Origin of the sequence: Paenibacillus sp. FSL H8-0315, assembly GCF_038005365.1 — a bacterium.
Classification (GTDB): Bacteria; Bacillota; Bacilli; order Paenibacillales; family Paenibacillaceae; genus Paenibacillus_AQ; species Paenibacillus_AQ odorifer.
On sequence record NZ_JBBOTA010000001.1, the window covers coordinates 4,829,034 to 4,850,059 of the forward strand.

At 42.3% G+C, this 21,026-nt stretch carries 18 protein-coding genes and 1 pseudogene; 15 read left to right on the forward strand and 4 right to left on the reverse strand.

The genetic code is table 11. The annotated features are described in order from the left end of the window. Positions 1-143: 143 nt before the first annotated feature. Complete coding sequence (locus MHB56_RS21060; RefSeq protein WP_248547807.1) at positions 144-1,100, forward strand: 3'-5' exoribonuclease YhaM family protein; 957 nt, start codon at positions 144-146, stop codon at positions 1,098-1,100. A gap of 70 nt (positions 1,101-1,170) precedes the next feature. Here the strand turns inward: MHB56_RS21060 and MHB56_RS21065 are convergent, their stop codons facing one another. Continuing rightward, on the reverse strand, positions 1,171-1,827 hold the full coding sequence (locus MHB56_RS21065) for a 3'-5' exonuclease (protein WP_076125424.1): 657 nt from the start codon (positions 1,825-1,827) through the stop codon (positions 1,171-1,173). Between the two features lie 111 nt (positions 1,828-1,938). Here MHB56_RS21065 and MHB56_RS21070 point away from each other — a divergent pair. The 4 genes and pseudogenes from MHB56_RS21070 to MHB56_RS21085 form a co-directional block, all read left to right on the forward strand. Beyond that, positions 1,939-2,454, forward strand: a pseudogene (locus MHB56_RS21070) (TerD family protein); the annotation flags it as partial. Between the two features lie 111 nt (positions 2,455-2,565). After that, a complete protein-coding gene (locus MHB56_RS21075) occupies positions 2,566-3,237 on the forward strand; it encodes a vWA domain-containing protein (RefSeq protein WP_248547966.1) in 672 nt (223 codons plus the stop codon). Between the two features lie 183 nt (positions 3,238-3,420). Continuing rightward, on the forward strand, positions 3,421-4,038 hold the full coding sequence (locus MHB56_RS21080; protein WP_076276655.1) for a DNA-3-methyladenine glycosylase family protein: 618 nt from the start codon (positions 3,421-3,423) through the stop codon (positions 4,036-4,038). A gap of 22 nt (positions 4,039-4,060) precedes the next feature. Beyond that, the gene (locus MHB56_RS21085; RefSeq protein WP_076276654.1) at positions 4,061-4,771 is read left to right on the forward strand and encodes a DNA alkylation repair protein; all 711 of its coding nucleotides are present in this window, start codon (positions 4,061-4,063) and stop codon (positions 4,769-4,771) included. A 28-nt stretch (positions 4,772-4,799) separates the two neighbouring features. Here the strand turns inward: MHB56_RS21085 and MHB56_RS21090 are convergent, their stop codons facing one another. Both MHB56_RS21090 and MHB56_RS21095 read right to left on the reverse strand, forming a co-directional pair. Beyond that, positions 4,800-5,492: a PspA/IM30 family protein gene (locus MHB56_RS21090; protein WP_248547806.1), complete on the reverse strand. Its 693-nt coding sequence runs from the start codon at positions 5,490-5,492 to the stop codon at positions 4,800-4,802. A 59-nt stretch (positions 5,493-5,551) separates the two neighbouring features. Further along, positions 5,552-5,770 carry a PspC domain-containing protein gene (locus tag MHB56_RS21095; protein ID WP_038569266.1) on the reverse strand — a complete coding sequence of 73 codons (219 nt, stop codon included), beginning with the start codon at positions 5,768-5,770 and terminating at the stop codon, positions 5,552-5,554. Positions 5,771-6,056: 286 nt separating this feature from the next. Here MHB56_RS21095 and MHB56_RS21100 point away from each other — a divergent pair, with 286 nt between their 5' ends. Beyond that, positions 6,057-6,470 (forward strand): zinc ribbon domain-containing protein, encoded by a 414-nt coding sequence (locus MHB56_RS21100; RefSeq protein WP_036679993.1) that lies wholly within the window; start codon positions 6,057-6,059, stop codon positions 6,468-6,470. Between the two features lie 292 nt (positions 6,471-6,762). On the opposite strand, the gene MHB56_RS21105 is transcribed toward MHB56_RS21100, so the two are convergent. After that, a complete protein-coding gene (locus MHB56_RS21105; RefSeq protein WP_036675894.1) occupies positions 6,763-7,866 on the reverse strand; it encodes a GerAB/ArcD/ProY family transporter in 1,104 nt (367 codons plus the stop codon). Positions 7,867-8,011: 145 nt separating this feature from the next. Between MHB56_RS21105 and MHB56_RS21110 the strand changes: the two genes are divergently transcribed. The 9 genes from MHB56_RS21110 to MHB56_RS21150 all read left to right on the forward strand — a co-directional run bounded on the left by MHB56_RS21110 (position 8,012) and on the right by MHB56_RS21150 (position 21,026). Continuing rightward, entirely contained in the window at positions 8,012-9,526 is a 1,515-nt protein-coding gene (locus tag MHB56_RS21110; RefSeq protein WP_076282262.1) for a spore germination protein, read from the forward strand. Beyond that, on the forward strand, positions 9,523-10,746 hold the full coding sequence (locus MHB56_RS21115; protein ID WP_076125410.1) for a Ger(x)C family spore germination protein: 1,224 nt from the start codon (positions 9,523-9,525) through the stop codon (positions 10,744-10,746). The genes MHB56_RS21110 and MHB56_RS21115 overlap by 4 nt, the downstream gene beginning before the upstream one ends. 6 nt (positions 10,747-10,752) lie before the next feature. Beyond that, on the forward strand, positions 10,753-10,983 hold the full coding sequence (locus tag MHB56_RS21120; protein ID WP_036675888.1) for a hypothetical protein: 231 nt from the start codon (positions 10,753-10,755) through the stop codon (positions 10,981-10,983). A gap of 239 nt (positions 10,984-11,222) precedes the next feature. Further along, positions 11,223-12,782, forward strand: a complete 1,560-nt coding sequence (locus MHB56_RS21125; protein WP_339172178.1) for a response regulator transcription factor — start codon at positions 11,223-11,225, stop codon at positions 12,780-12,782. After that, positions 12,779-14,569 (forward strand): sensor histidine kinase, encoded by a 1,791-nt coding sequence (locus tag MHB56_RS21130; RefSeq protein WP_076125406.1) that lies wholly within the window; start codon positions 12,779-12,781, stop codon positions 14,567-14,569. The genes MHB56_RS21125 and MHB56_RS21130 overlap by 4 nt, the downstream gene beginning before the upstream one ends. A gap of 184 nt (positions 14,570-14,753) precedes the next feature. Beyond that, on the forward strand, positions 14,754-16,055 hold the full coding sequence (locus tag MHB56_RS21135; protein WP_076125404.1) for an ABC transporter substrate-binding protein: 1,302 nt from the start codon (positions 14,754-14,756) through the stop codon (positions 16,053-16,055). Between the two features lie 228 nt (positions 16,056-16,283). Then, on the forward strand, positions 16,284-17,096 hold the full coding sequence (locus tag MHB56_RS21140; RefSeq protein ID WP_232061505.1) for a carbohydrate ABC transporter permease: 813 nt from the start codon (positions 16,284-16,286) through the stop codon (positions 17,094-17,096). Then, a complete protein-coding gene (locus MHB56_RS21145) occupies positions 17,096-17,917 on the forward strand; it encodes a carbohydrate ABC transporter permease (protein ID WP_076185385.1) in 822 nt (273 codons plus the stop codon). The genes MHB56_RS21140 and MHB56_RS21145 overlap by 1 nt, the downstream gene beginning before the upstream one ends. Positions 17,918-17,954: 37 nt before the next feature. Continuing rightward, a complete protein-coding gene (locus tag MHB56_RS21150) occupies positions 17,955-21,026 on the forward strand; it encodes a glycoside hydrolase family 2 TIM barrel-domain containing protein (RefSeq protein ID WP_341143963.1) in 3,072 nt (1,023 codons plus the stop codon).

Consider the following 21,026-nt stretch of genomic DNA (forward strand, 5'->3'; position numbering starts at 1 on the left):
TAGCCTCCTTTTTCAAATATTCTTGGCTTGTACATAAATATGAAAATAGATCGTATAGTGATTTAAAGGGATTTTGGAGGTGAGTGTCTAAAGTTTAATATAGAGAGCAGGCCAAAAGCCTGTTATTAATAGGAGGCTCCAACATGACACAAATTAAACAGCTCGCTCCACAAGATGAATTTGTTGGCTTTTATCTTTTAAGAGAGCTGGCAATTAAACAAACGAACGGCACTCCTCCAAAAGATTATTTTGACATCGTTCTGGGGGATTCCACTGGACAATTATCTGCGAAATATTGGGATGCCAGCACAACCGATAAAGAAACTTTTTTTCCTATGGCGCTTGTGAAGGTACGCGGGATTGCTCATACTTATCGTGAGAAATTACAAATAAAAATTACTAAAATCAGGTTGGTTAACGATGAGGATGGTGTTGCACTTACGGATTTCATCCGTTCTGCCCCAATTCGTCCAGTAGACCTTATTCATACGATTAAAGGGGCTATGGCAAGTATTTCAGATCCGGAAATTGCTTCGATTGTCTCTTTTTGTGTGGGTAAAGTGGAAGAGAAATTGATGCATTATCCGGCAGCCAAAACACATCATCATGCTTATTTTGCCGGACTTGCTTATCATATGGTGCGTATGCTGGAGATTGGTGATTTTCTGTGCAAGCAGCGTCCGTTCTTGAATCCAGATCTAATGAAGGCAGGAATCATTCTGCATGATATCGCGAAGCCGGAGGAGATGGTCTCCCAGCTTGGGATTGTCTCGGAATACAGCGTTCAGGGCAAGTTGATTGGCCATATCTCGATGGCGTCTAACTGGATCACGGAAGCGGCTATCCGTTTAGATATTGATTTGAATTCGGAAAAGGTTATGGCGTTACAGCATCTCGTATTGTCACATCATAATTTGGGCGAATGGGGTAGTCCTGTTCAGCCACAGACAGCTGAGGCAGTCGCTCTGCATCATATCGATGCGATGGATGCGAAGCTGCAAATGGTGGAGGATGCTTTGGATACCACACCGGAGACCGAGGAATGGACACCGTTCATCAGAGGTCTAGAGAATAAGGCTGTGTATCGTTTGAAGATTTAAGAGATACCCTGTAAAACCAAACCCCCAATTAGCAGAAAGCAGCTGGTTGGGGGTTTTTGATGTTCTTTGGTTATTTGGACAAAGTGGCGCGGCTGCTATAAATGGAGGGTTTATGTTTAGTGCCTTGTTTCTTAGCAGGCTTTTTCGCGCGAGTGGAAAATGGGGTATACCCGCCGGCAAACATCGTTCCACTAGTATATCCTTGACTGGCAGAGAGCAATAGAGGATCATAGTGCTCCTCCTGCTCCATAAGTTTTACTAGAATTGCAGCGGCTGCGCGTGCGTCATCCAAGGCATCATGGTGTTTTAGCGTAATGCCGAAAAACTCGGAGACTACATTAAGTTTATGGGAGGGCAGGTCGGGCAGCATTTTTTTGCCTAATAAATAGGTACATAAGTATTGAAAGCTTGGGTAGCTCAGGGACATTCCATCGAGACAATAACGCAGGACACTCATATCAAAAGCAGCATTATGCGCCACGACGATTTGTCCGTGTAGTAACGGTTCAACGGTGGGCCACAGCTCTTGAAAAGTAGGTTGCCCGATTACCATTGATGGCGTGATGCCGTGTATCGAAATGTTCATGCCATCAAACCGCTGCTGCGGGTCAATTAGCCAAGAATGCTCTGCGGTTATATTTCCAGCTTTAACTTCCACAAGTCCCAAGGCACATGCGCTGGATCGACTGGAGTTCGCGGTCTCAAAGTCAATTGCTATAAAGTCCATTCGTAAAGCTCCTTATCTATCATATATACGTTTCATATTAAAGTAGTAAAATGATAAATACAATCTAGTGAATCACAATGAGCTGTTCAGTAAAAATAAGGAGATGATAGAGTGCGGCTTATAAAGGGGCAAAAGGTGGATATTACGAAAGGGAGAAACGTGAACAAGCTTTTGCTGAAATTTGGGTGGATGACTGCTGATACTAGAATTGGCATAGACTCTGCTGCTTTTTTACTGTCAGAACAGAACCGTTGCGAACGCGATGAGAACTTTATCTTTTATGGTAATCCGTTGTCTATAGACGAAGCTGTAACTCATTCTGTCTTACAACAAGGGGATAAAGAAGCTATCGCCATTACATTTTCTCAACTTCCTAAGGATATTACTAGAATAGCTTTAACTTTAACGATCTATGAAGGAGAAAAATTAGGACACTCTATGAAGCAAGTAACCTCTCCTTATCTACGCTTAGTGGATGCTGCTAGCGGCGAGGAAATATTCGTTTTCGAGTATGGCTCTGACCTGTCGACGGAGACAGCTATTGTGGTTGGAGAGCTATATCGCTATGGCCCAGAGTGGAAATTCAGTGCGATTGGTAGTGGCTTTGAGGGAGGATTGGCTGCGTTATGTACAAACTATGGGCTCGTTATTGAAGAAGACGAAGGGAACCCTGAGGTAGCGGCCACAGCTGAGTTAACCCTACCTTTAGAGACGATCCGTTATGAAGAGAAGAATGTACTGTCCTCTATTGATTTACGTAAAAAAATTGTTCAGATTACCTTAGAAAAAAAGAATCTGACAGGAGTCATTGCAAGGGTAGGCGTTGTCCTGGATATTACAGGATCTATGAGAAATCTCTATAATAATGGAACCGTTCAAGAAGTAGTTGAGCGTATATTAGCCGTTGCCTGCAAATTTGATGATAACCAATCATTAGATGTGTGGGTGTACGATACGGAGTTTAGCCGGCTGCCACCTGTGACAGAGCAGGAATTAGGAAGATATGTGTTTACACATATTTTAAATAATCGTACCATTCATAAGTTTGGCCGCAATAATGAACCGCCAGTAATGGAGGATATCATTAAAAAATATACGGAGGAAGAACCCGATTCTACACCAGTATTTATCATATTTATTAACGATGGTGGTGTAGTGAAATCCACTAAAAATGTGATTATGGCAGCTTCGGTCCAACCGATTTTCTGGCAGTTTGTCGGAATCGGTAACTCGGATTTTGAAGTATTGAAGCAACTTGATACGATGAAGGGCCGTTTGGTGGATAACGCCAATTTTATTCATCTGGACAACATTGAAAAGGTGACTGATGAAGATCTATATGATCAGCTGCTGAATGAATTCCCCTTGTGGCTAAGCGCAGCGAAAGAAAAAAGAATCCTGCGAACATAAAAATACATTACTGAAAATGAATAAGCCTGTGCGTTACTATAGGCCATAACCACCTATCTTAGGAGGTATTATGGCTTTTTTAGTTTCGCTATCTTGCTATTCTATTCAACAATCCGTACACTGCCAAATAGGTATTGTATATTAGGATTAGGGTCATCACTATCAGATACGGGAGGAAACACTTTGAGCAGCGTAGTTACTAAGTTTTTTGATTATGGGCAAGAAGAAATAGATTATCTCCGAAGTGTGGATCCAGTACTTGGCGCAGCTATGGCACGGATGGGTAGAGTGGAACGTGTAATTATACCGGATCTTTTTGCTGCGCTTATCTATGCTATAGTAGGACAGCTTATTTCAGTAAAAGCGGTTCGGACCATTTGGAACAGAATGTTGGCTCAGTTCGGAGACATCACTCCGCAGCAGTTAGCCTTACATACGGCGGATGAGATTCAAAGCTGTGGGATGACGATGAAAAAGGCACTATGTATCCATGAGATTTCCAATTTGGTCGCTCAGGGTGATTTTAAGCTGGAGGAATTGCCTGGGTTATCAGATCAAGAGGTTATACAAAAACTTATGACGTTAAAGGGCATTGGCAAGTGGACGGCAGAAATGATGTTAATCCATTCTATGGAACGACGGGATGTGGTCAGCTGGGGAGATATTGCGATTCGTCGGGGGATGATGAAGCTGTATGGACTTGATAAGCTTACCAAAGATCAATTTGAACAATACCGGCTAAACTATTCTCCTTTGGGTTCTGTGGCTTCTATATATTTATGGGAAATTTCATTTGAATAATGGACGGGTAAGGAGTACTACTATGGAAAAAACAATAAGAGAACAGCTATTGAATTTGGCAGATGTGGACTACCAAAAGTTTTCTGCGGCCTTAATTCCGACGATAGATAATGTTATAGGCGTCAGGCTACCGGAACTGCGCAAGCTTGCCAAAATCATTGCAAAGGGTGATTGGAGAGCCTATTTGGAGCATGCCGAGACAGATTATTTTGAAGAAGTGATGCTGCAAGGTATGGTGCTTGGCTACGTGAAGACAGATCTTGAAGAAATCCTACGTTATATCGCTGACTTTATTCCCAGAATCGATAACTGGTCGGTATGCGATAGCTTTTGCACAGGCCTGAAGTTTACCGTAAAGAATAAAGAACGGGTATGGGAGTTTATAATGCCGTACTTATCATCAGATAAAGAATATGAGATCCGATTTGCTGTGGTAATGCTGCTTAATTTCTTTATTGAAGAAACGTATATCAGCCGGATTTTATCATTGCTCGATAAGGTCAGTCATGAAGGCTATTATGTAAAAATGGCGGTTTCTTGGGCGCTTTCGATTTGTTATGTGAAATTGCCAGAGCCTACGATGAGTTATTTGAGAAACAACAGCTTAGATGATTTCACTTACAACAAGGCTTTGCAGAAAATCACGGAGTCTTATCGCGTGGATCCGGAAACGAAAAAATGGATTCGCGGGATGAAAAGAAGTAAAAAACAAACCCCTTATTCAGCACAATAGCTGAGTAATAAGGGGTTTATTGTCCTATTTATTTTTTCTCAGTGTTTACTTCAGTGTTAGTTTTACGGTTGCGGATTCGCTCGATTTCGATGTCAACAGCGCTACGCAGGTTAGGATCGATGGAAGGACTTATTCCTGTACCTGTATTGAATTTATTTTTGGAGTTTTCCGCCAATGCTTCCCACTCGAAAATCTTCTCTTCCATACGTTCGAAGCCTTGCGAAGCTGATCCTACATGTAGACCTTTCGTAGAACTACGTGGAGCTGAGTGGAGTGTTTCTGTGGCTTGTTGAGCGCGAGCGATAAGCTCAGTTCTTTTCGCTTTGAGATGTTCACGCTCTTCTTTAGCTCTAGCGATATTGATCTCAAGCTCTGCCAGGGATTGCTTAGTTTGTACTTGGCTATTTATGGACTCTTCCAGCTGTTCCACGTACCGTAACTTGGCTATGAGTGCCAGGCGAGCTCTTTCTTCATTTCCTTGCTCAACTGCTTGAACGGCTTCGGCTTCACTTTGCTCTACTAACTGAGTATATTCTTGCTTGCGGCGTTCCAACACACTTGCTGTAACTTGCAGATCACGCTCATTGCGTTCCGCCTTAGCAATATCATTTTCAAGATCACGTAAATACTGACCTGTCAGCAATACCGGGTTTTCTAATTTATTTAGACCTTCGTGTAGGGCTGCTTTAGTAATTGTGGAAATTCTTTTTAATAGACTCATGTTCTATCTCTCCTTTTTTATGGCTATATTAGGGCTGGCTTGTATTGAACGACGATTAATTAATAGAAATCATGTCCATCTGAAAAGCTGTTAAAAGGTTCTTTAGGAACGATGATACTAGCGATGACGTAGAAGATAAGTACTGTTCCGAAGCTGAACAATGCTGCGGCAACAGCAACAAGACGGATTACTGTAGCATCAATACCAGACCAACGAGCAAGACCTCCGCACAAACCACTTATCTTCTGATCACTTTGGGAACGATATAATTTTTTCATTTATTGTTTTCTTCCTCTCGTATGGGTGTGATTGTTATTGAATCCTGCAACCCGTTTGCTTATGTACTCATTCTAATGTCTTTTTGCATGCGAAAAAACGGCCTGAAGGCGGTTTTGTATACCAGACCTGAGTCGAGGTTCGTTCCCGCAGGAAGGCGGGGAAAGGGTTAGTAAATCGGTTATAGGCTACAAACCATGGACGAAGTTAGGTACAATAAAGAAAGGAATACTTCTGGCGGTGTCGAAATATGCTTATATATGACTACTACGGAATTGGGGGCTGAATATGAGTTTTTTTAACAAAGTAAAAGCAGGGGTAAGCGAGGCTGGGAATAAAGCAAAAACAGTGGTGGAGATTAACCGGTTGAAGCTGCAAAATAACGGTAAGCAAAATGATATTGACCAGCAGTATCAGGTCATGGGCAAACTGTTATTTGAAGCCGTAACTCAAGGTGCAGGACCACTGCCAAGTGAGCAAATCGAGACTAATATCAATCGTATTCTCGAATTGAAGGCGGAGATTGAGACGAACCTTCAGCAAATTGCTGAGTTGTCCGATGTAAAGCATTGTAAAGCATGCGGTGGGAATGTTGCGATCGAGGCTCGCTTTTGTCCGGCCTGCGGATCCACTTTTGAAGTGGCAAAAGAACCTGTCAGTGATGTAACTCCATCGTCGATTTCTTTGGATAAGAAGGAATAGAGTTACTTCATACAAGAAACTTATGAACAAAGAGGCTGTCTTAAAAGTAGTGAATACTACTTATGAGGCAGCTTCTTTTTTAGTAAAAAGGCTATAAGCGGATTCTTGCTTTCGCCAATAGACTATGGGCTACGCACACAAAGTATTCTATGCCATTAGGTTGGGCGGCGGAATATTCACTTTGTGAATTTCAGGGAGAAATTCCCAAATTATTTTAGTGGATCGTAATTAGATCATTAAGTGGGATTCGTATCTACAATCTTAATTTCACTTATTCACAATCTAGTGTCGTTTAAACCTTAGAAGCGTGGCGTTTCTTAAATTTATACACAACTAGCAACATAAGCGGCAGAACAAATGCACAGGTGAAATCCCAATCTACCCAGTAGGCGGGGATCTCCTTCACATAGAAAATGATGTCTTTGGCAATCAGCTGTGACATCCCGAATAACAAAAATCCAGTGGGGATGATCAGAGGACGGTGGCTTTTGAGTTTAAATAATTGGGCTGTACCTAAGGTTAAAGCATAGTAATAAACTGCAGTTTTGAAGTATGTGCTGATAATCCATGCTGTAGCCATAAGCGCTTCAATACGTTGCAGAGAATTAGCAATATTAATTTTTTGAGCAAGAATATAAGCGGCATAAAATTGATGTTCAGAAGCGTAAACACCTAGAACGGTAAGGGAAAACAATAAGATGAGGTTAAGGCCCAGAGCTCCGATGATCAAGGCTATGAAAATATCCCGGCTTGTTTTACTATTTTTCTGAGCATAAGGATATATCATTAGAAACACGCATAATTCGCCAAAAGGATAAAAAACACCATACATCAAAGTATGAAGCATGTCCGGTACTGGTGTGTTCAAGATGGGGTATAAACGTTCCATTTTGACATCGGGGGTCAGCAGGAGCAGCAGACCGATTAAAAAAACTGCAAATAAAGGGAAAAAAAGCTGAGCTGCCCGGCCCAAGGTTTCTAGGCCAAGTCGTACCCCATATACCAGCAGGAAAATGGCCATGAAACGAATAACCCCACCGGGTGTTTTCTCGTAAATCTGTGTACACATGAAATCTTCAATTTCTCTTATGTAGGTGGAGGCAGCAATCAGGAAGAACCCTAAATAGAATAAGGCCACAGCAGTTCCGACCCATTTTCCTAAAATTTGTAGGCTAAGCTCGATAATATTCTTGTTGGGTTCAAGGTCTGCTAAGCAGAGTAACAGTTTTATGGTCACTAGACCCAAGGGAATGCTAATCAAAGCAGCAATCCATGCATCTTGCTTCGCTCCTGATATCATTAACGCCGGATACACAAGCGCCATATCCCCAATAAATGTGAATAGCCCGAGTATAATCATTTGATTGGTACTAATTCGATCTTTCTCCAAACTCATATACCCCCTCAAATTTATTGGACTAGTTTTAGTATGGTTGTAGTTACCAGAATTATGCCATCCCGATTTTTTAATCCGAAGGAATAATTATCATAATTAACATCAAACTATACTCATCTATCTATGGAGAAGTGGAGGTTGCATCATGAAAGATACGGAGATTGGTACATTATCAAGCCGATTGGAAGTTAATATTGCTAATTTGTACCAATTGATGGGGGAAAGCTCTGATGTAGTCATAAAAGAGTTGCAGATAGAAGAAAACACTCATATTTCTTTGGTTTACATAGATGGTCTTGTGGATACTCAGGTGCTGCATAATTCAATTTTGTATTCCTTGCAGGAACACATTCCTTACGAACAGCTGAGGGGGCTTTCTCCCGAGCAGAAGTTTGAGATGATTAAGAAACAGATATTAATAGCCGGCGATATAGCCGTCATTGACGATTACAGCCAATTTATTCATCATTTATTGTCCGGTAATATAATGCTGCTGCTTGACGGGTTATCCAGCGCTCTGCGGATCGGCTTACCAGGCTGGGAAGATCGTAATGTAGGGGAGCCTAGCTCACAGTCGGTTGTTCGGGGTCCAATGGAAGGATTCACTGAGAATTTACGGACGAATACGGCACTGGTTCGGCGAAAAATCAAAGATAGCCATTTATGGCTGGAAACCGTTCAGATCGGAAGGGTGACTCAAACCAGCGTATCCATTATGTATCTAAGTAACATCGCGAATAAGGAACTGGTACAAGAGGTAAAGCGCCGTCTGAATAAAATAGATACGGACAGTATTCTCGAGAGTGGATATATTGAAGAGTTTATTCAAGAGACGGCAGTTACACCTTTTCCTACCGTATACAACAGTGATCGTCCAGATACGATTGCAGCGGGTATTTTGGAAGGAAAAGTGGCCATTCTTGTTGATGGAACTCCTTTTGTACTGTTGGTGCCCACATTTTTTGTGGCATTTTTCCAGTCAGCTGAGGATTATTACCAAAGAGCTGATATTGGAACATTGCTGAGATTAGTTCGTTTTATTTCATTTTTTATTACTTTGCTTGCCCCTTCATTGTATGTTGCGATTACTACTTATCACCAAGAGATGATACCGACCAATCTTGTAATCAGTTTAGCTGCCCAGCGGGAGAGTGTTCCTTTTCCTGCTTTTATTGAGGCACTGATCATGGAAATGACTTATGAAATTTTGCGGGAGGCCGGGGTGCGGATACCCAAAAATATTGGTCAGGCGATTTCCATTGTCGGAACGCTGGTGATAGGACAAGCCGCGGTAGCAGCGGGTTTTATTTCATCCGCAATGGTCATTATTGTATCGCTAACAGCCATTTCTAGTTTTGTTATTCCGGAGACAGGAATGTCTATTGCTGCGCGGATGATCCGTTTTGTGCTTATAGCTTTGGCCGGATTTATCGGATTATATGGAATTCTCTTCGGTATTTTCATCATCGTATTGCATTTGTCGAGTCTGCGTTCTTTCGGAATGCCTTATATGAGTCCGCTCGGACCGTATAATTCCAAAGATTTAAAAGACTCAATTTTTCGCTTTCCGTGGCCGTTTTTAAAGACAAGGCCTGCTGAGAATAAGACGCAGAACCTGTTTCGTCAAAGCACATCCAGTGATAAGGAACCAACAAAATGAATAAAAAATTAGTTAGAGGCGTTCTTCGATTAATGATAGCCCTCCAATTTACGTTAGTGCTAAGCGGCTGTTGGGAAAGAAATGAGCTGAATGAGATAGCTTTTGTCTTGGGGATAGGGATTGACAAGGCAGAAAAAGGTTATACCGTTTCGATGCAGGTCGTTATTCCATCTGCGATTTCCTCCCAAACGAATGGAGGAGGGGGAGGCAGTGGAGTCCCAGTGGTTGTATATAAATTTACTGTACCTACGTTTTATGATGCGCTGCGTAAGCTGAATCTGGATAGCTCTAGGTCAAGTTATCTCGGTCATATCCGGGTGTTGGTGATTGGGGAGGAGCTTGCCCGCACCGGAGTGGGTGAGATACTCGATGTATTTAAAAGAAGTCGGGAACCCCGGATGGATTTCTACGTTATGGTTGCCAGAGATACAACCGCCAGCAATGTCTTGAATGTCCTTACACCTATGGATAAATTACCAGCGAACAAATTATTTAGTTCCTTGGATAATTCTTATAAAGATTCAGCAAAAACAGTCGCTGTCACGCTGGATGATTTTATTGAGAATTTATTGTCTGAAGGCGAGAATCCTGTGCTAACCGGAGTGAAAATTATAGGCGATCCCAAAGATGGAGAGGACAAAAGCAATGTAGAGCGAACAATGCCTAAGGCAAGATTGGAATACCATACTGTAGCTGTGTTCAAAAAAGACAAGTTGATCGGTTGGCTAACCGAGGGAGAAACGATTGGTTACAATTATATCAACGATAAGGTAACCGCACATTCTGGCCCGATCGCAGGGGAAGACGGAAAGCCCATTGTAATCGAAGCGATCCAGGCTACAACTAAACGCAAAGTGAAAATCATTAATGGGGAGCCGCATATTTACCTTAGTGTTAAGACGCTTTGCAATATTGAAGAAGTGCAAAGTGTAGAAAATTTGGAATCGGAAAGCACTATAAAACGTTTGGAAAAGGAAACAGAGGAGCGGATTATAGAGCGGATGCAAAAAACTGTGGAGCATGTAAATGATCGTTTCAATGTTGATATTATGGGATTCGGACAATCGATCTACCATGCCAGCCCTAAAGCTTGGGCAAAGCTGCAGCAACAAAAGGGTGACGATTATCTTAAATCATTGCCCATCCATTACAAAGCCTCAGCAGTTATTAACCGCGTGGGTCTCACAGATAATTCTTTTCTTGAAAAAATCAAGGAGTGAAGTCAAATGCTAGTACTGTTATTCTTGGTGATTGCTGTAGGTTGTATGGCACTTGATTTGCCTAAATTAATGCGAAAGCGCCGAGTGCGTGATCTTAGCGTATATTTTATTTTTTGGATTTTGGGTCTTGGTGCGACCTTCTGCTCGTTGTTAAAATTGAACATCCCCAGTCCGCTGTTTCTTATTATTTTTATCTATAAGCCAATAAATAATTTATTTGGATTATTGTTTCATTAACAAAAAAGCTGCAATTATCGCAGCTTTTTTTGTTGTATCCGCTAGAAGTTTTTTCCTTAAATTTAAGAATATTTCATGGGATGAAAAATGAGAGGTTGACCATATTTGTCGGTGGGGCATATGATTTGGAATGAACAATTTTTAAGTAAGCTTACGGCTTTACTTGTATAGAAGCTTGCTCCTTGTTGGATGTATTGTATACTAACAAATGGAAAGAAAACGGTTACAAGGGGGAAGAAATGAAACCAATATTCAAAATTATGATTGTTGATGACGAGATGCTTGTAAGACAAGGAATCAAACATCTTTTGGATTGGGAAAATGAAGGGTATCGAATTGTTGGTGAGGCTGCTAACGGTCTTGAAGCACTAAATATGATGGATGAGGTCAGTCCCCATATCATCATTACAGATATTGTTATGCCAATAATGGGCGGAGAGAAACTGGTTAAGATTGTTAAGGAGAAATACCCTCATATTGAAGTAATCGTCTTAAGTAGTTTCAGTGAATACGATTATGTCCGATCCACATTTCAAAGTGGGGTAGCGGACTACATTCTAAAGCCAAAGCTGGAAGCTGACTATTTGTTATCCATCCTAAATAAAACCACTGCTAAATTGGTAGGGATGGAGATGTCCGATCAAGGAACGGATCCTGGTGAAAAGCAAATTTTGCTAGTTATCGAGAAGCTTATGACCGGATATGAGTCTGGGCTTGAACCTGCTTTGCTTCATGCGAAGTTTCCACACCCACTATTCGCTTTCTTCGGAGCGGATATGAGACATATTAAAGATTCTGGGGATAGGTTAACTTTCACACAGAAAATAGAAAAAGGGCTTAGTACGCTCCCTTTGGGTGATACAGTGTTTATTCGGTTGAAGTTTGTCAATGATTCAGTTATTTATTTGCTTAATGCAAACCCGGAACAGTGGGACGAGCTTGTTATAGAGCTCCGATATCTGGTCTCGGAAATGGATCATTGGGCGAGAGAAACACATTTCGTTATCAGCCAAAGCTTTACGGATTTTAATAAGCTGGGAGAGATTTATCGAGACAATTATTTAAAGCTTACACGATACAGTTTCTACTTGCCGGATCGAAGCTTAATTGAAAACGATCATTTGCCCAGCCTTCCAAGAGCCTATCAGGAATATGATATGGGCGAATTAATGGAACAACTGAAACGTAAGCAATACCAGAAGGCATTTACTGGATTTCTGGAATATGTTCATCTCCGTTCGATGGATTATCGGACCGATATTTTCGAATTCAAATCGTTATTGGGGAATTTCATATTTAACGTAACGACCACACTTGGAAAAATGAAGTACGAGACTGGAGGCTTGGAGGCATCCAAATACGACTTCTTTCGAAAAATAGATGAAGCGATGTATGCCGGAGACGCAATCGCTGTTGCTGAAGCCTTTATTCGCGAAGCTGAACGTGCGATTGGTGAGACGAACCTAACGATCAATCCCAATATGACCCGATTGCTTGAATACATTCAGACTCATTACGCTGATCCCATCACGTTGACTGGGGTTGCGCGGCAGTTTCATTTCAACGCTTCTTATTTATCGAGCCATTTCACTGCTCAGAATGGTGAAGGATTTAATGAATATTTGAACAAGGTCCGGTTGGAGAAAGCCATGGAGTTACTCGTGACGACGGAAAAAACAATTTCTGATATCAGCGCTAGTGTGGGGTATTCGGATCAGAGTTATTTTACTAAAGTGTTTAAGAAACAGGCTGGTATTTCTCCGAGCCAGTACCGAAGACGGGACGTAGAGCGACCATGATTGGAACTATCATTAACAAGATTAGAAAGCAGGGCCTATTTCTCAAGCTTTTTCTTGTGACCCTCATAAGCATTGTTGCTGTATCCCTGCTGACTTTGTCCATTACCATCCGTATGTCAGAAAATTTATTCTTAAAGACCTTCAGCATAACGAATGGCAAACTACTAAATCAGATGAAGACAAACTTGGAGTCCTACAACAACGTTGTAGCTACGGGTGCTACAATGACAGCTCAGAAAGGTGCCATCCGCAGCTATTTGTCTGGGGGAGAGACGGATTCATTGACACTCGCTATCAAAACCTACCAGATGACAGAAAGCATGCGGGCAGTCCGCTCCAACCTCAGTGCTTTTGATGTGGGGATTATGATTGTAGGTGCGAATGGCAGAAGTTACTCAACTGACCCTTGGTATTGGTCTGCTACTGCTGAAGAATTGAAGAACCACCCGATTACGAAAGCGACAGTGGCTCATCCGCAGCAAATTCTGTACCAGCTTTATCAAAAAGAGGATGGTCAAACGCATAAGAAAGAGATCATGTTAGTGGCTTCTAAAGCTCTATTTGATCATTCGACCGGCAGTATCTATGGCACTATGTACATTGCAATTCGTGATAGCGATTTCAAGGCCTTCTATGCCAATTTTACGAGTGAAGGTAATGATGTTGTGTTGCTGAATGCAAAAGGGCAAATCGTATCCAGCAACAGGACAGAGCTGATTGGGCTGAACGATCAACAGCTGCTTCAAGAAGTAGTTGATGAACAGAGCACAGGAGACAATGGAGAATCTGTCTATGTGATGGGGAATGAACGGGTAGTATTCTCAGAATACTTGCCTGAATTTGATGTTTATTTGGTGAATCTGATCGATAAAAAAGCTGTGACCGGGCAGATGGTTAATGCCAAAGCAGTGTCGTTGACGATCATGGCTATCGTAGCCATTTCGCTTATTATTGTATTTTTAATTACAAGGAAAATGACGAAGTCCCTGCGTGTACTCGTTGAACAGATGTCGAGTATTCCTAAGGGAGGATTCGATAACCACGTGGATGTCGCCACTAGTAGTTATGAAGTTAAGGAGCTAGGCAATGCCTTTAATTTTATGCTTGATTCACTACATGATTATGTTGATCGGTTGATGGAGACCCAGAAGCAGCAGCGTAATGCGGAGCTGGCCGCCCTTCAAATGCAGATCAATCCCCATTTTTTATACAATACACTGGCTTCTATCAAATTTCTGGTGCAACAGGGCAACAAGGAAAAAGCAGCTGGCACGATAAATTCGCTAATCTCACTCCTGCAAAATACTGTCAGTGATGTTCAATCCACTATACCTGTTAGTCAGGAATTAGAATCGCTGAAGCATTATGTATATATCAATCATGTAAGGTATGGCGAGAAGATCCGCGTGAATTATTTTGTGGAGCCTGAAAGCTTGGATTATCATATGCCAAAGCTAATTCTGCAGCCTTTTATCGAAAATGCGTTCTTTCATGCATTCAATCTTAAAGATGAGGGAAGAATTCTAATCATGATCGCCGTTCAGGAAGATCAGCTTGTATGCGAAGTTGTAGATAATGGTGACGGGATGGACCTTGATCCTAATTTTCTGAAAGAAGAACAGTTGCCAGCCTCGAAGCACAAACGCCAATTGTTCTCTGGGATCGGTATACGGAATGTTGATGACAGAATCAAATTGTTGTATGGAGAGAGTTACGGTATTAACATCACAAGCAAACGAAATGAAGGTACGAAGATTATAATTACGCTTCCATTGTTAAAAAGCTAAAAAATTTACAAAAATCTAAAATTAGTACCAGAGTCGATCTCAGAGTGAAAATAGAATCCAATAATAACACCAAAGCTAACAAAGATACTGCCAAAGAAAGCGAATACAAAATGATAATATGGAATTGTAGCAGAGAAAACGCTTCCATCTTTATTATTTTACAGATTAACAAGGGGGTTACGAAGTGAAAAAATTATTATCCGTGATGCTGGCTAGTGTGGTTCTACTTTCGGCATGTTCCTCAGGTGGAACGAAAAACGAAACGGGCAACTCCGGAAGCGAAGGTAGCAGTAAGCCACAAGAAATCACAGTTTGGGCTTGGGACCCAGCGTTTAACATTGCAGCCATGAATGTTGCCAAAGAAGCTTATGCGAAAGTCAATCCAGACATAACGGTAAACGTCGTAGAGAACGCGCAGGCTGATATCGTGCAAAAGCTGAACACAGGGCTGAACTCTGGATCTACGAAGGGTCTTCCTAACATTGTATTGATCGAGGATTACCGTGCGCAAAGCTTTTTACAAGCGTATCCGGATTCCTTTTATGAATTGACTGATGTTGTAAAAGCCGCTGATTTTGCGGATTATAAGATTGGCCCGACCAGTGTTGACGGCAAGCAATACGGTGTTCCGTTTGATTCTGGTGTGACTGGAATGTATGTACGGACAGACTATCTTGAGCAAGCTGGCTACAGCCTGGATGCACTACAGGATATCGACTGGAAGCAATATATCGAGATCGGTAAAGCTGTAAAAGAAAAAACCGGCAAAAGCATGATCACACTGGATCCCAATGATCTTGGACTTATCCGGGTCATGATTCAATCGGCGGGTGCATGGTATACAGGTGAAGACGGTCAGACTCCGACCATTGCAGACAACGCTGCTTTAAAAGAGGCACTTGTATTGTACAAAGAAATGATGGATTCCGGCATCGTGAAAGTTAACTCAGACTGGAGCCAATTTGTAGGCGCATTTAATAGTGGTGAAGTGGCAACCGTGCCGACGGGTAACTGGATTACCCCTTCAATTAAAGCCGAAGCTTCCCAATCCGGTAAGTGGGCAGTAGCTCCACTTCCTAAGCTGGCAGCAACAGCAGGCTCCGTCCATGCATCTAACCTTGGGGGCAGCTCCTGGTATGTAATGAATGTAGATGGTAAAGAAGCCGCTGCGGAGTTCCTTGCAAAAACATTTGCTTCTGATGCTGATTTGTATCAGACGTTGAATACAAAAGTTGGTGTTATCGGCACTTTAAAAGCTGCGGCAAGTGGAGAAGCTTATTCAGCAGCGGATGAATTTTTCAAAGGTCAAAAGGTTGTATCAGATTTTGCGGCATGGACCGAGCAAATTCCTAACGTAAACTACGGCATGAACACTTACGCAATAGAGGACATTATGGTTGTAGCAGTGCAATCTTATCTTGGTGGAAAAGATGTAGATACTGTTCTGAAGGATGCCCAGAAGCAAGCAGATACCCAAGTTCGCTAATCACACTTAGGCTGTACAATCTAAGCCCTTGCTTCTACTTCTCCTGTAAATTGGATTTCTACAGAAGGATGGGTAGCAGGGGCTTTCATCTCTAATAAATCAGACAGAAGGGTGTGAAGTGGAGTGGAAAATGTAAAGCCAGGGCTAAGCTCTCAAAGACATAAAAGCTCTAAGGGTCAACGGCAGATCCATCTGACAGGTTGGTTATTCGTTATTGTGCCGGTAATTATGATCAGTATTTTCTATTTCTATCCAATGATTCAAGCCTTAATTCTATCCTTCAAGACAGGTAGAGGCAACAATCTTCATTTTACCGGCCTTGATAACTATATTCGGCTGTTTAGCGACACCACTTTCCTTACAGCCGTCAAAAACACTTTTATTTACTTGATTATTCAGGTCCCAGTTATGCTGGTGCTGGCGCTCTTTATCGCTGTGCTGCTAAATGACGAAAGACTGAAATTTAAAGGATTTTTCAGAACGGCCATATTTCTGCCAACGGTAACTTCACTTGTAGCGTACTCCGTTGTTTTCAAGTACATGTTTGGAGCCGAAGGTATCGTCAATAAATTTCTGGTGAATCTGCATCTAATCAGCGAACCGATTCAATGGATTACTGACCCCTTCTGGGCTAAAGTCACTATCATTATCGCTATCACTTGGCGCTTTACTGGCTATAATATGATTTTCTATTTGTCCTCACTGCAAAATGTCGACAAATCAATATATGAGGCTGCTCATATAGATGGTGCGAGTGCATTTACACAATTTTTCAAAATTACAATTCCCCTATTGAAGCCGATTATCTTGTTTACGACGATCACATCGACCATTGGTACCCTTCAGTTGTTTGACGAGGTGGTTAACATCACGAAAGGTGGACCCGGCAATGCAACCATGTCGATTTCCCAATATATTTATAACCTTTCCTTTGAATACACACCTAACTTTGGATATGCTGCAACTGTCTCCTATTCGATTGTTGTAATGGTGCTCATTCTGACGCTTATTCAGAACAAAGTAGGAGGGGATAAGAGATAATGAAAACCAAACGCATGTTTACTTACGTATTTCTAATCATCGCTGCGCTGATCTCTATCTTTCCATTTATCTGGATGGTTATAAGCGCCACGAACCAGTCGGTTGATGTAACCAAAGGAACATTGTTGCCGGGTGCACATTTAGTGAAAAATATAAACAATCTTTTTAGTTCAGTGGATATGTGGCAGGCTCTCTGGAACTCTGCAAAAATCTCTGTGGTGACTACTGTGCTTTCACTGCTAGTCGCATCGGCGGCTGGATATGGTTTTGAAATGTACCGCAGCCGGAGTAAAGATATCGTATTCAATATTTTACTTGCTTCAATGATGATTCCATTTGCGGCGATCATGGTACCTCTATTTCAAATGTTCGCAAAAGTATCTAGTGTAGTGCCTTTTCTGGGCATCGATACAGCATCGGCGGTCATTCTTCCGACATTTACAACAGCATTTCTAATTTTCTTCTTTCGTCAAAGTACAAAAATGTTTCCTAAGGATATGATGGAGGCTGGGCGCATCGATGGTCTTTCGGAATTTGGTCTGTTCTTCCGCATTTATATGCCAACGATGAAATCAACTTATGCCGCCGCTGCGATTATCACATTTTTAAACAGCTGGAACAATTATCTGTGGCCTTTGATCGTATTGCAATCACCAGAAAATATGACTGTGCCCCTTCTTATCTCGAATCTAGGTTCAGGTTATGCCCCTGACTATGGTCTGATCATGTCTGCGATTGTCATTACGACCTTGCCGACAGCACTAGTGTTCTTCATGATGCAAAAGCAATTTGTAGCTGGGATGACGGGTTCGGTTAAATAAGTTAGCGATCATGTTATGAATAGAGGAGGATATATAGATGAAGCAGCAGGTTGAACGAAACCTCACTCCAAGTCTGGAATGGTTATCAGACCCTTCCATTTATGCAATAGGCAGAGTGCACGCGCATTCTGACCATCGATATTACCAAACGAAAAATGAAGCCGAAGCGCTTGGAGAAATGCCCTGGCGCCACAGCCTGAACGGCAGCTGGAAATTTAGCTATGCCCAAAATGCCATGGAACGACAGGTTCATTTTTATAAGGAGAACGTGTCTTGCAGAGGCTGGAAGGATATTAAAGTTCCCGGTCATATCCAACTTCAGGGTTATGGGCAGCCTCAGTACGTGAATACGATGTATCCATGGGACGGTCATGAGCATCTTAGACCTCCGATGATCTCTGAGGACCACAATCCTGTAGGCAGCTATGTCAAATATTTTGAAGTTCCTGCGGGCTGGGAGCAACGTCCGGTGTATATATCTTTTCAAGGAGTTGAATCGGCTTTTTATATATGGCTAAACGGGGAATTTGTTGGCTATAGCGAAGATAGCTTTACACCGAGTGAATTTGATTTAACATCGTACTTGACGGAAGGTGAAAATAAGCTGGCGGTCGAAGTCTATCAGCGCAGCACGGGGAGTTGGTTGGAGGATCAGGACTTCTGGCGCTTTTCGGGAATCTTTCGTGAGGTGTATCTATACACCGTGCCGGATGTTCATGTGCGGGATCTCCACGTTCAAACCGATTTGGATGAAAAGTTTGAGCAAGGAACGCTGACGGCTGTCATGCAATTGATAGGTAAGTCTGCCTCAAAAGTGCTCCTTGAGCTAAAGGATAGAGCAGGTAATCTTGTAGCTAGTGGGGAAAGTGAAGTTTCAGGAGATTCCCTTTCGCTTATGCTTGCGGCAACAAAGGTGCAGCTGTGGAGCGCAGAAGCTCCTAATCTGTATACCCTTTACGTCTCTGTTTACAACGCATCCGGGGATCTTGTAGAAGTTGTGCCGCAAAAAATTGGTTTTCGGAAATTCGAAATGATAGATAAGATTATGCACTTAAACGGCAAACGTATTGTATTTAAAGGCGTCAACCGACATGAGTTTAATCCGCGCTTTGGACGCAGCATTACAAAAGAAGATATGCTATGGGACATAAAAACCTTAAAGCAGGCGAACATCAACGCTGTGCGGACCTCGCACTATCCGAATATGACGCTCTGGTATGAGTTGTGTGATGAATACGGAGTCTATGTCATTGACGAGATGAATTTAGAGTCGCATGGATCATGGCAGAAAATGGGGGCAGTTGAGCCGTCTTGGAACATCCCCGGCAATAAGCCTGAATGGCAGGATATCGTGATGGATCGTGCGATTTCCATGGTAGAGAGAGACAAAAACCATCCCTCCATTCTAATTTGGTCCTGTGGGAACGAATCTTTTGCAGGAGAAGTAATTTTGAACGTAGCCAATTATTTTCGAGAGAAGGATCCTACTCGTTTGGTTCATTATGAAGGGGTGTTCCATAACCGTGAATATGATGATTCGAGCGATATGGAAAGCCGCATGTATGCGAAAGCGGCAGATATTGAAAGATATTTAACAGAAGATCCGTTAAAGCCATATATTAGCTGTGAATACATGCATGCGATGGGTAATTCCGTCGGGGGACTGCATAAATACACAGAGCTAGAACAGAAGTATCCAATGTATCAGGGTGGATTTATCTGGGATTATATGGATCAGGTGATTATAAAAAATGATCGATACGGTAAGCCCTTCATGGCTTATGGAGGAGACTTTGATGACCGTTCAACCGACTACAACTTCTCCGGTAACGGAATTGTGTATGCGGATCGGAGATGGTCGCCAAAAATGCAGGAAGTGAAATTTCTGTATCAGAACGTCAAGCTGCTCCCGGACAGTCAGGGTTTTACAATCAGAAATGAAAACTTATTTGTAGGCTTGGATGCTTATGAATTACAATACGCTCTGAACTATGAGGGTAGGGTCATCCAGCGTGGAACTGTATTCGCTCAGGTTAATCCAGGCGAGGAAAAATATGTAGAAGTTGATCTACCCGATATCAAGAATCAGTCTGGCGAGTATAGCTTGGATGTTTCACTTGTCCTGAAGGAAGATTCATTATGGGCGAATAGCGGTTATGAAATCGCTTTTGGCCAGCATGTTTTTCAAGTGGCCAATACGTCAGCCGAGGAGTCTTTAACAGATGCTAAAATAACATCTGTCGTGAATGATTTTCGCGTGGTTGAAGGAGATGTGAATATTGGTGTACATGGTCGTGACTTCTCCGTAATGTTCTCAAAGCAGGCGGGTACATTAATTTCTGTTAAATATTCAGGACAGGAAATGATCTCTTCACCGCCGGCACCACTCTTCTGGAGAGCAATGACAGACAATGATAAGGGGGCAGGAATGCATTTCGACTCTTCCCCTTGGTATGCAGCAAGCTTGACCCGTAGAACGTTAAGCTTCGAGCTCGTGGAGGAGAAAGATCGTGCGACCGTGACTTACGTGTATAAGCTTAGTGTATCAGAGGAGGTACGTGTACGTGTAACTTACACAGTGTTCTCCGATGGAAGCATACAGGTGAAATCAAGCTACCATGGAGCAGCGGGTTTACCAAAGCTTCCACTCTTCGCTTTAAGCTTTAAGGTGCCAGCGGATTATCACCAGCTGAATTGGTATGCAAATGGGCCGGAAGAAAATTATATCGACCGTGCGTGTGGAGCAAGATTGTGTCGCTTCCAGAATCATGCGGTGGATAATGTGTCGTCCTATTTGGTGCCGCAGGAATCGGGCAACCGCACAGGTGTGCGCGAAGTATCCATTAAGAACGATTATGGTCAAGGCATTATAATATCGGCACCAGCTACAGCCCCTGTTGAAGCCAATATCTCGCCTTACTCGGCAATGGAGCTGGAGAATGCGACACATCATTATGAGCTGCCGAACGTTCACTATACCGTTGTTACCATTGCTGGACGTCAAATGGGCGTAGGCGGGGATGACAGCTGGGGAGCTCCAGTTCTTGATGAATATCAAATCAATCCATCCTTAGATATGGATTTTGAATTTACAATTCGCAGAGCATGA

Coding starts and splice junctions, on each gene's coding strand:
- MHB56_RS21060 (WP_248547807.1), top strand. CDS start 144: ATGACACAAATTAAACAGCTCGCTCCACAAGATGAATTTGTTGGCTTT.
- MHB56_RS21065 (WP_076125424.1), bottom strand. CDS start 1,827: ATGGACTTTATAGCAATTGACTTTGAGACCGCGAACTCCAGTCGATCC.
- MHB56_RS21085 (WP_076276654.1), top strand. CDS start 4,061: ATGGAAAAAACAATAAGAGAACAGCTATTGAATTTGGCAGATGTGGAC.
- MHB56_RS21090 (WP_248547806.1), bottom strand. CDS start 5,492: ATGAGTCTATTAAAAAGAATTTCCACAATTACTAAAGCAGCCCTACAC.
- MHB56_RS21095 (WP_038569266.1), bottom strand. CDS start 5,770: ATGAAAAAATTATATCGTTCCCAAAGTGATCAGAAGATAAGTGGTTTG.
- MHB56_RS21100 (WP_036679993.1), top strand. CDS start 6,057: ATGAGTTTTTTTAACAAAGTAAAAGCAGGGGTAAGCGAGGCTGGGAAT.
- MHB56_RS21105 (WP_036675894.1), bottom strand. CDS start 7,866: ATGAGTTTGGAGAAAGATCGAATTAGTACCAATCAAATGATTATACTC.
- MHB56_RS21110 (WP_076282262.1), top strand. CDS start 8,012: ATGAAAGATACGGAGATTGGTACATTATCAAGCCGATTGGAAGTTAAT.
- MHB56_RS21115 (WP_076125410.1), top strand. CDS start 9,523: ATGAATAAAAAATTAGTTAGAGGCGTTCTTCGATTAATGATAGCCCTC.
- MHB56_RS21120 (WP_036675888.1), top strand. CDS start 10,753: ATGCTAGTACTGTTATTCTTGGTGATTGCTGTAGGTTGTATGGCACTT.
- MHB56_RS21125 (WP_339172178.1), top strand. CDS start 11,223: ATGAAACCAATATTCAAAATTATGATTGTTGATGACGAGATGCTTGTA.
- MHB56_RS21130 (WP_076125406.1), top strand. CDS start 12,779: ATGATTGGAACTATCATTAACAAGATTAGAAAGCAGGGCCTATTTCTC.
- MHB56_RS21140 (WP_232061505.1), top strand. CDS start 16,284: ATGATCAGTATTTTCTATTTCTATCCAATGATTCAAGCCTTAATTCTA.
- MHB56_RS21145 (WP_076185385.1), top strand. CDS start 17,096: ATGAAAACCAAACGCATGTTTACTTACGTATTTCTAATCATCGCTGCG.
- MHB56_RS21150 (WP_341143963.1), top strand. CDS start 17,955: ATGAAGCAGCAGGTTGAACGAAACCTCACTCCAAGTCTGGAATGGTTA.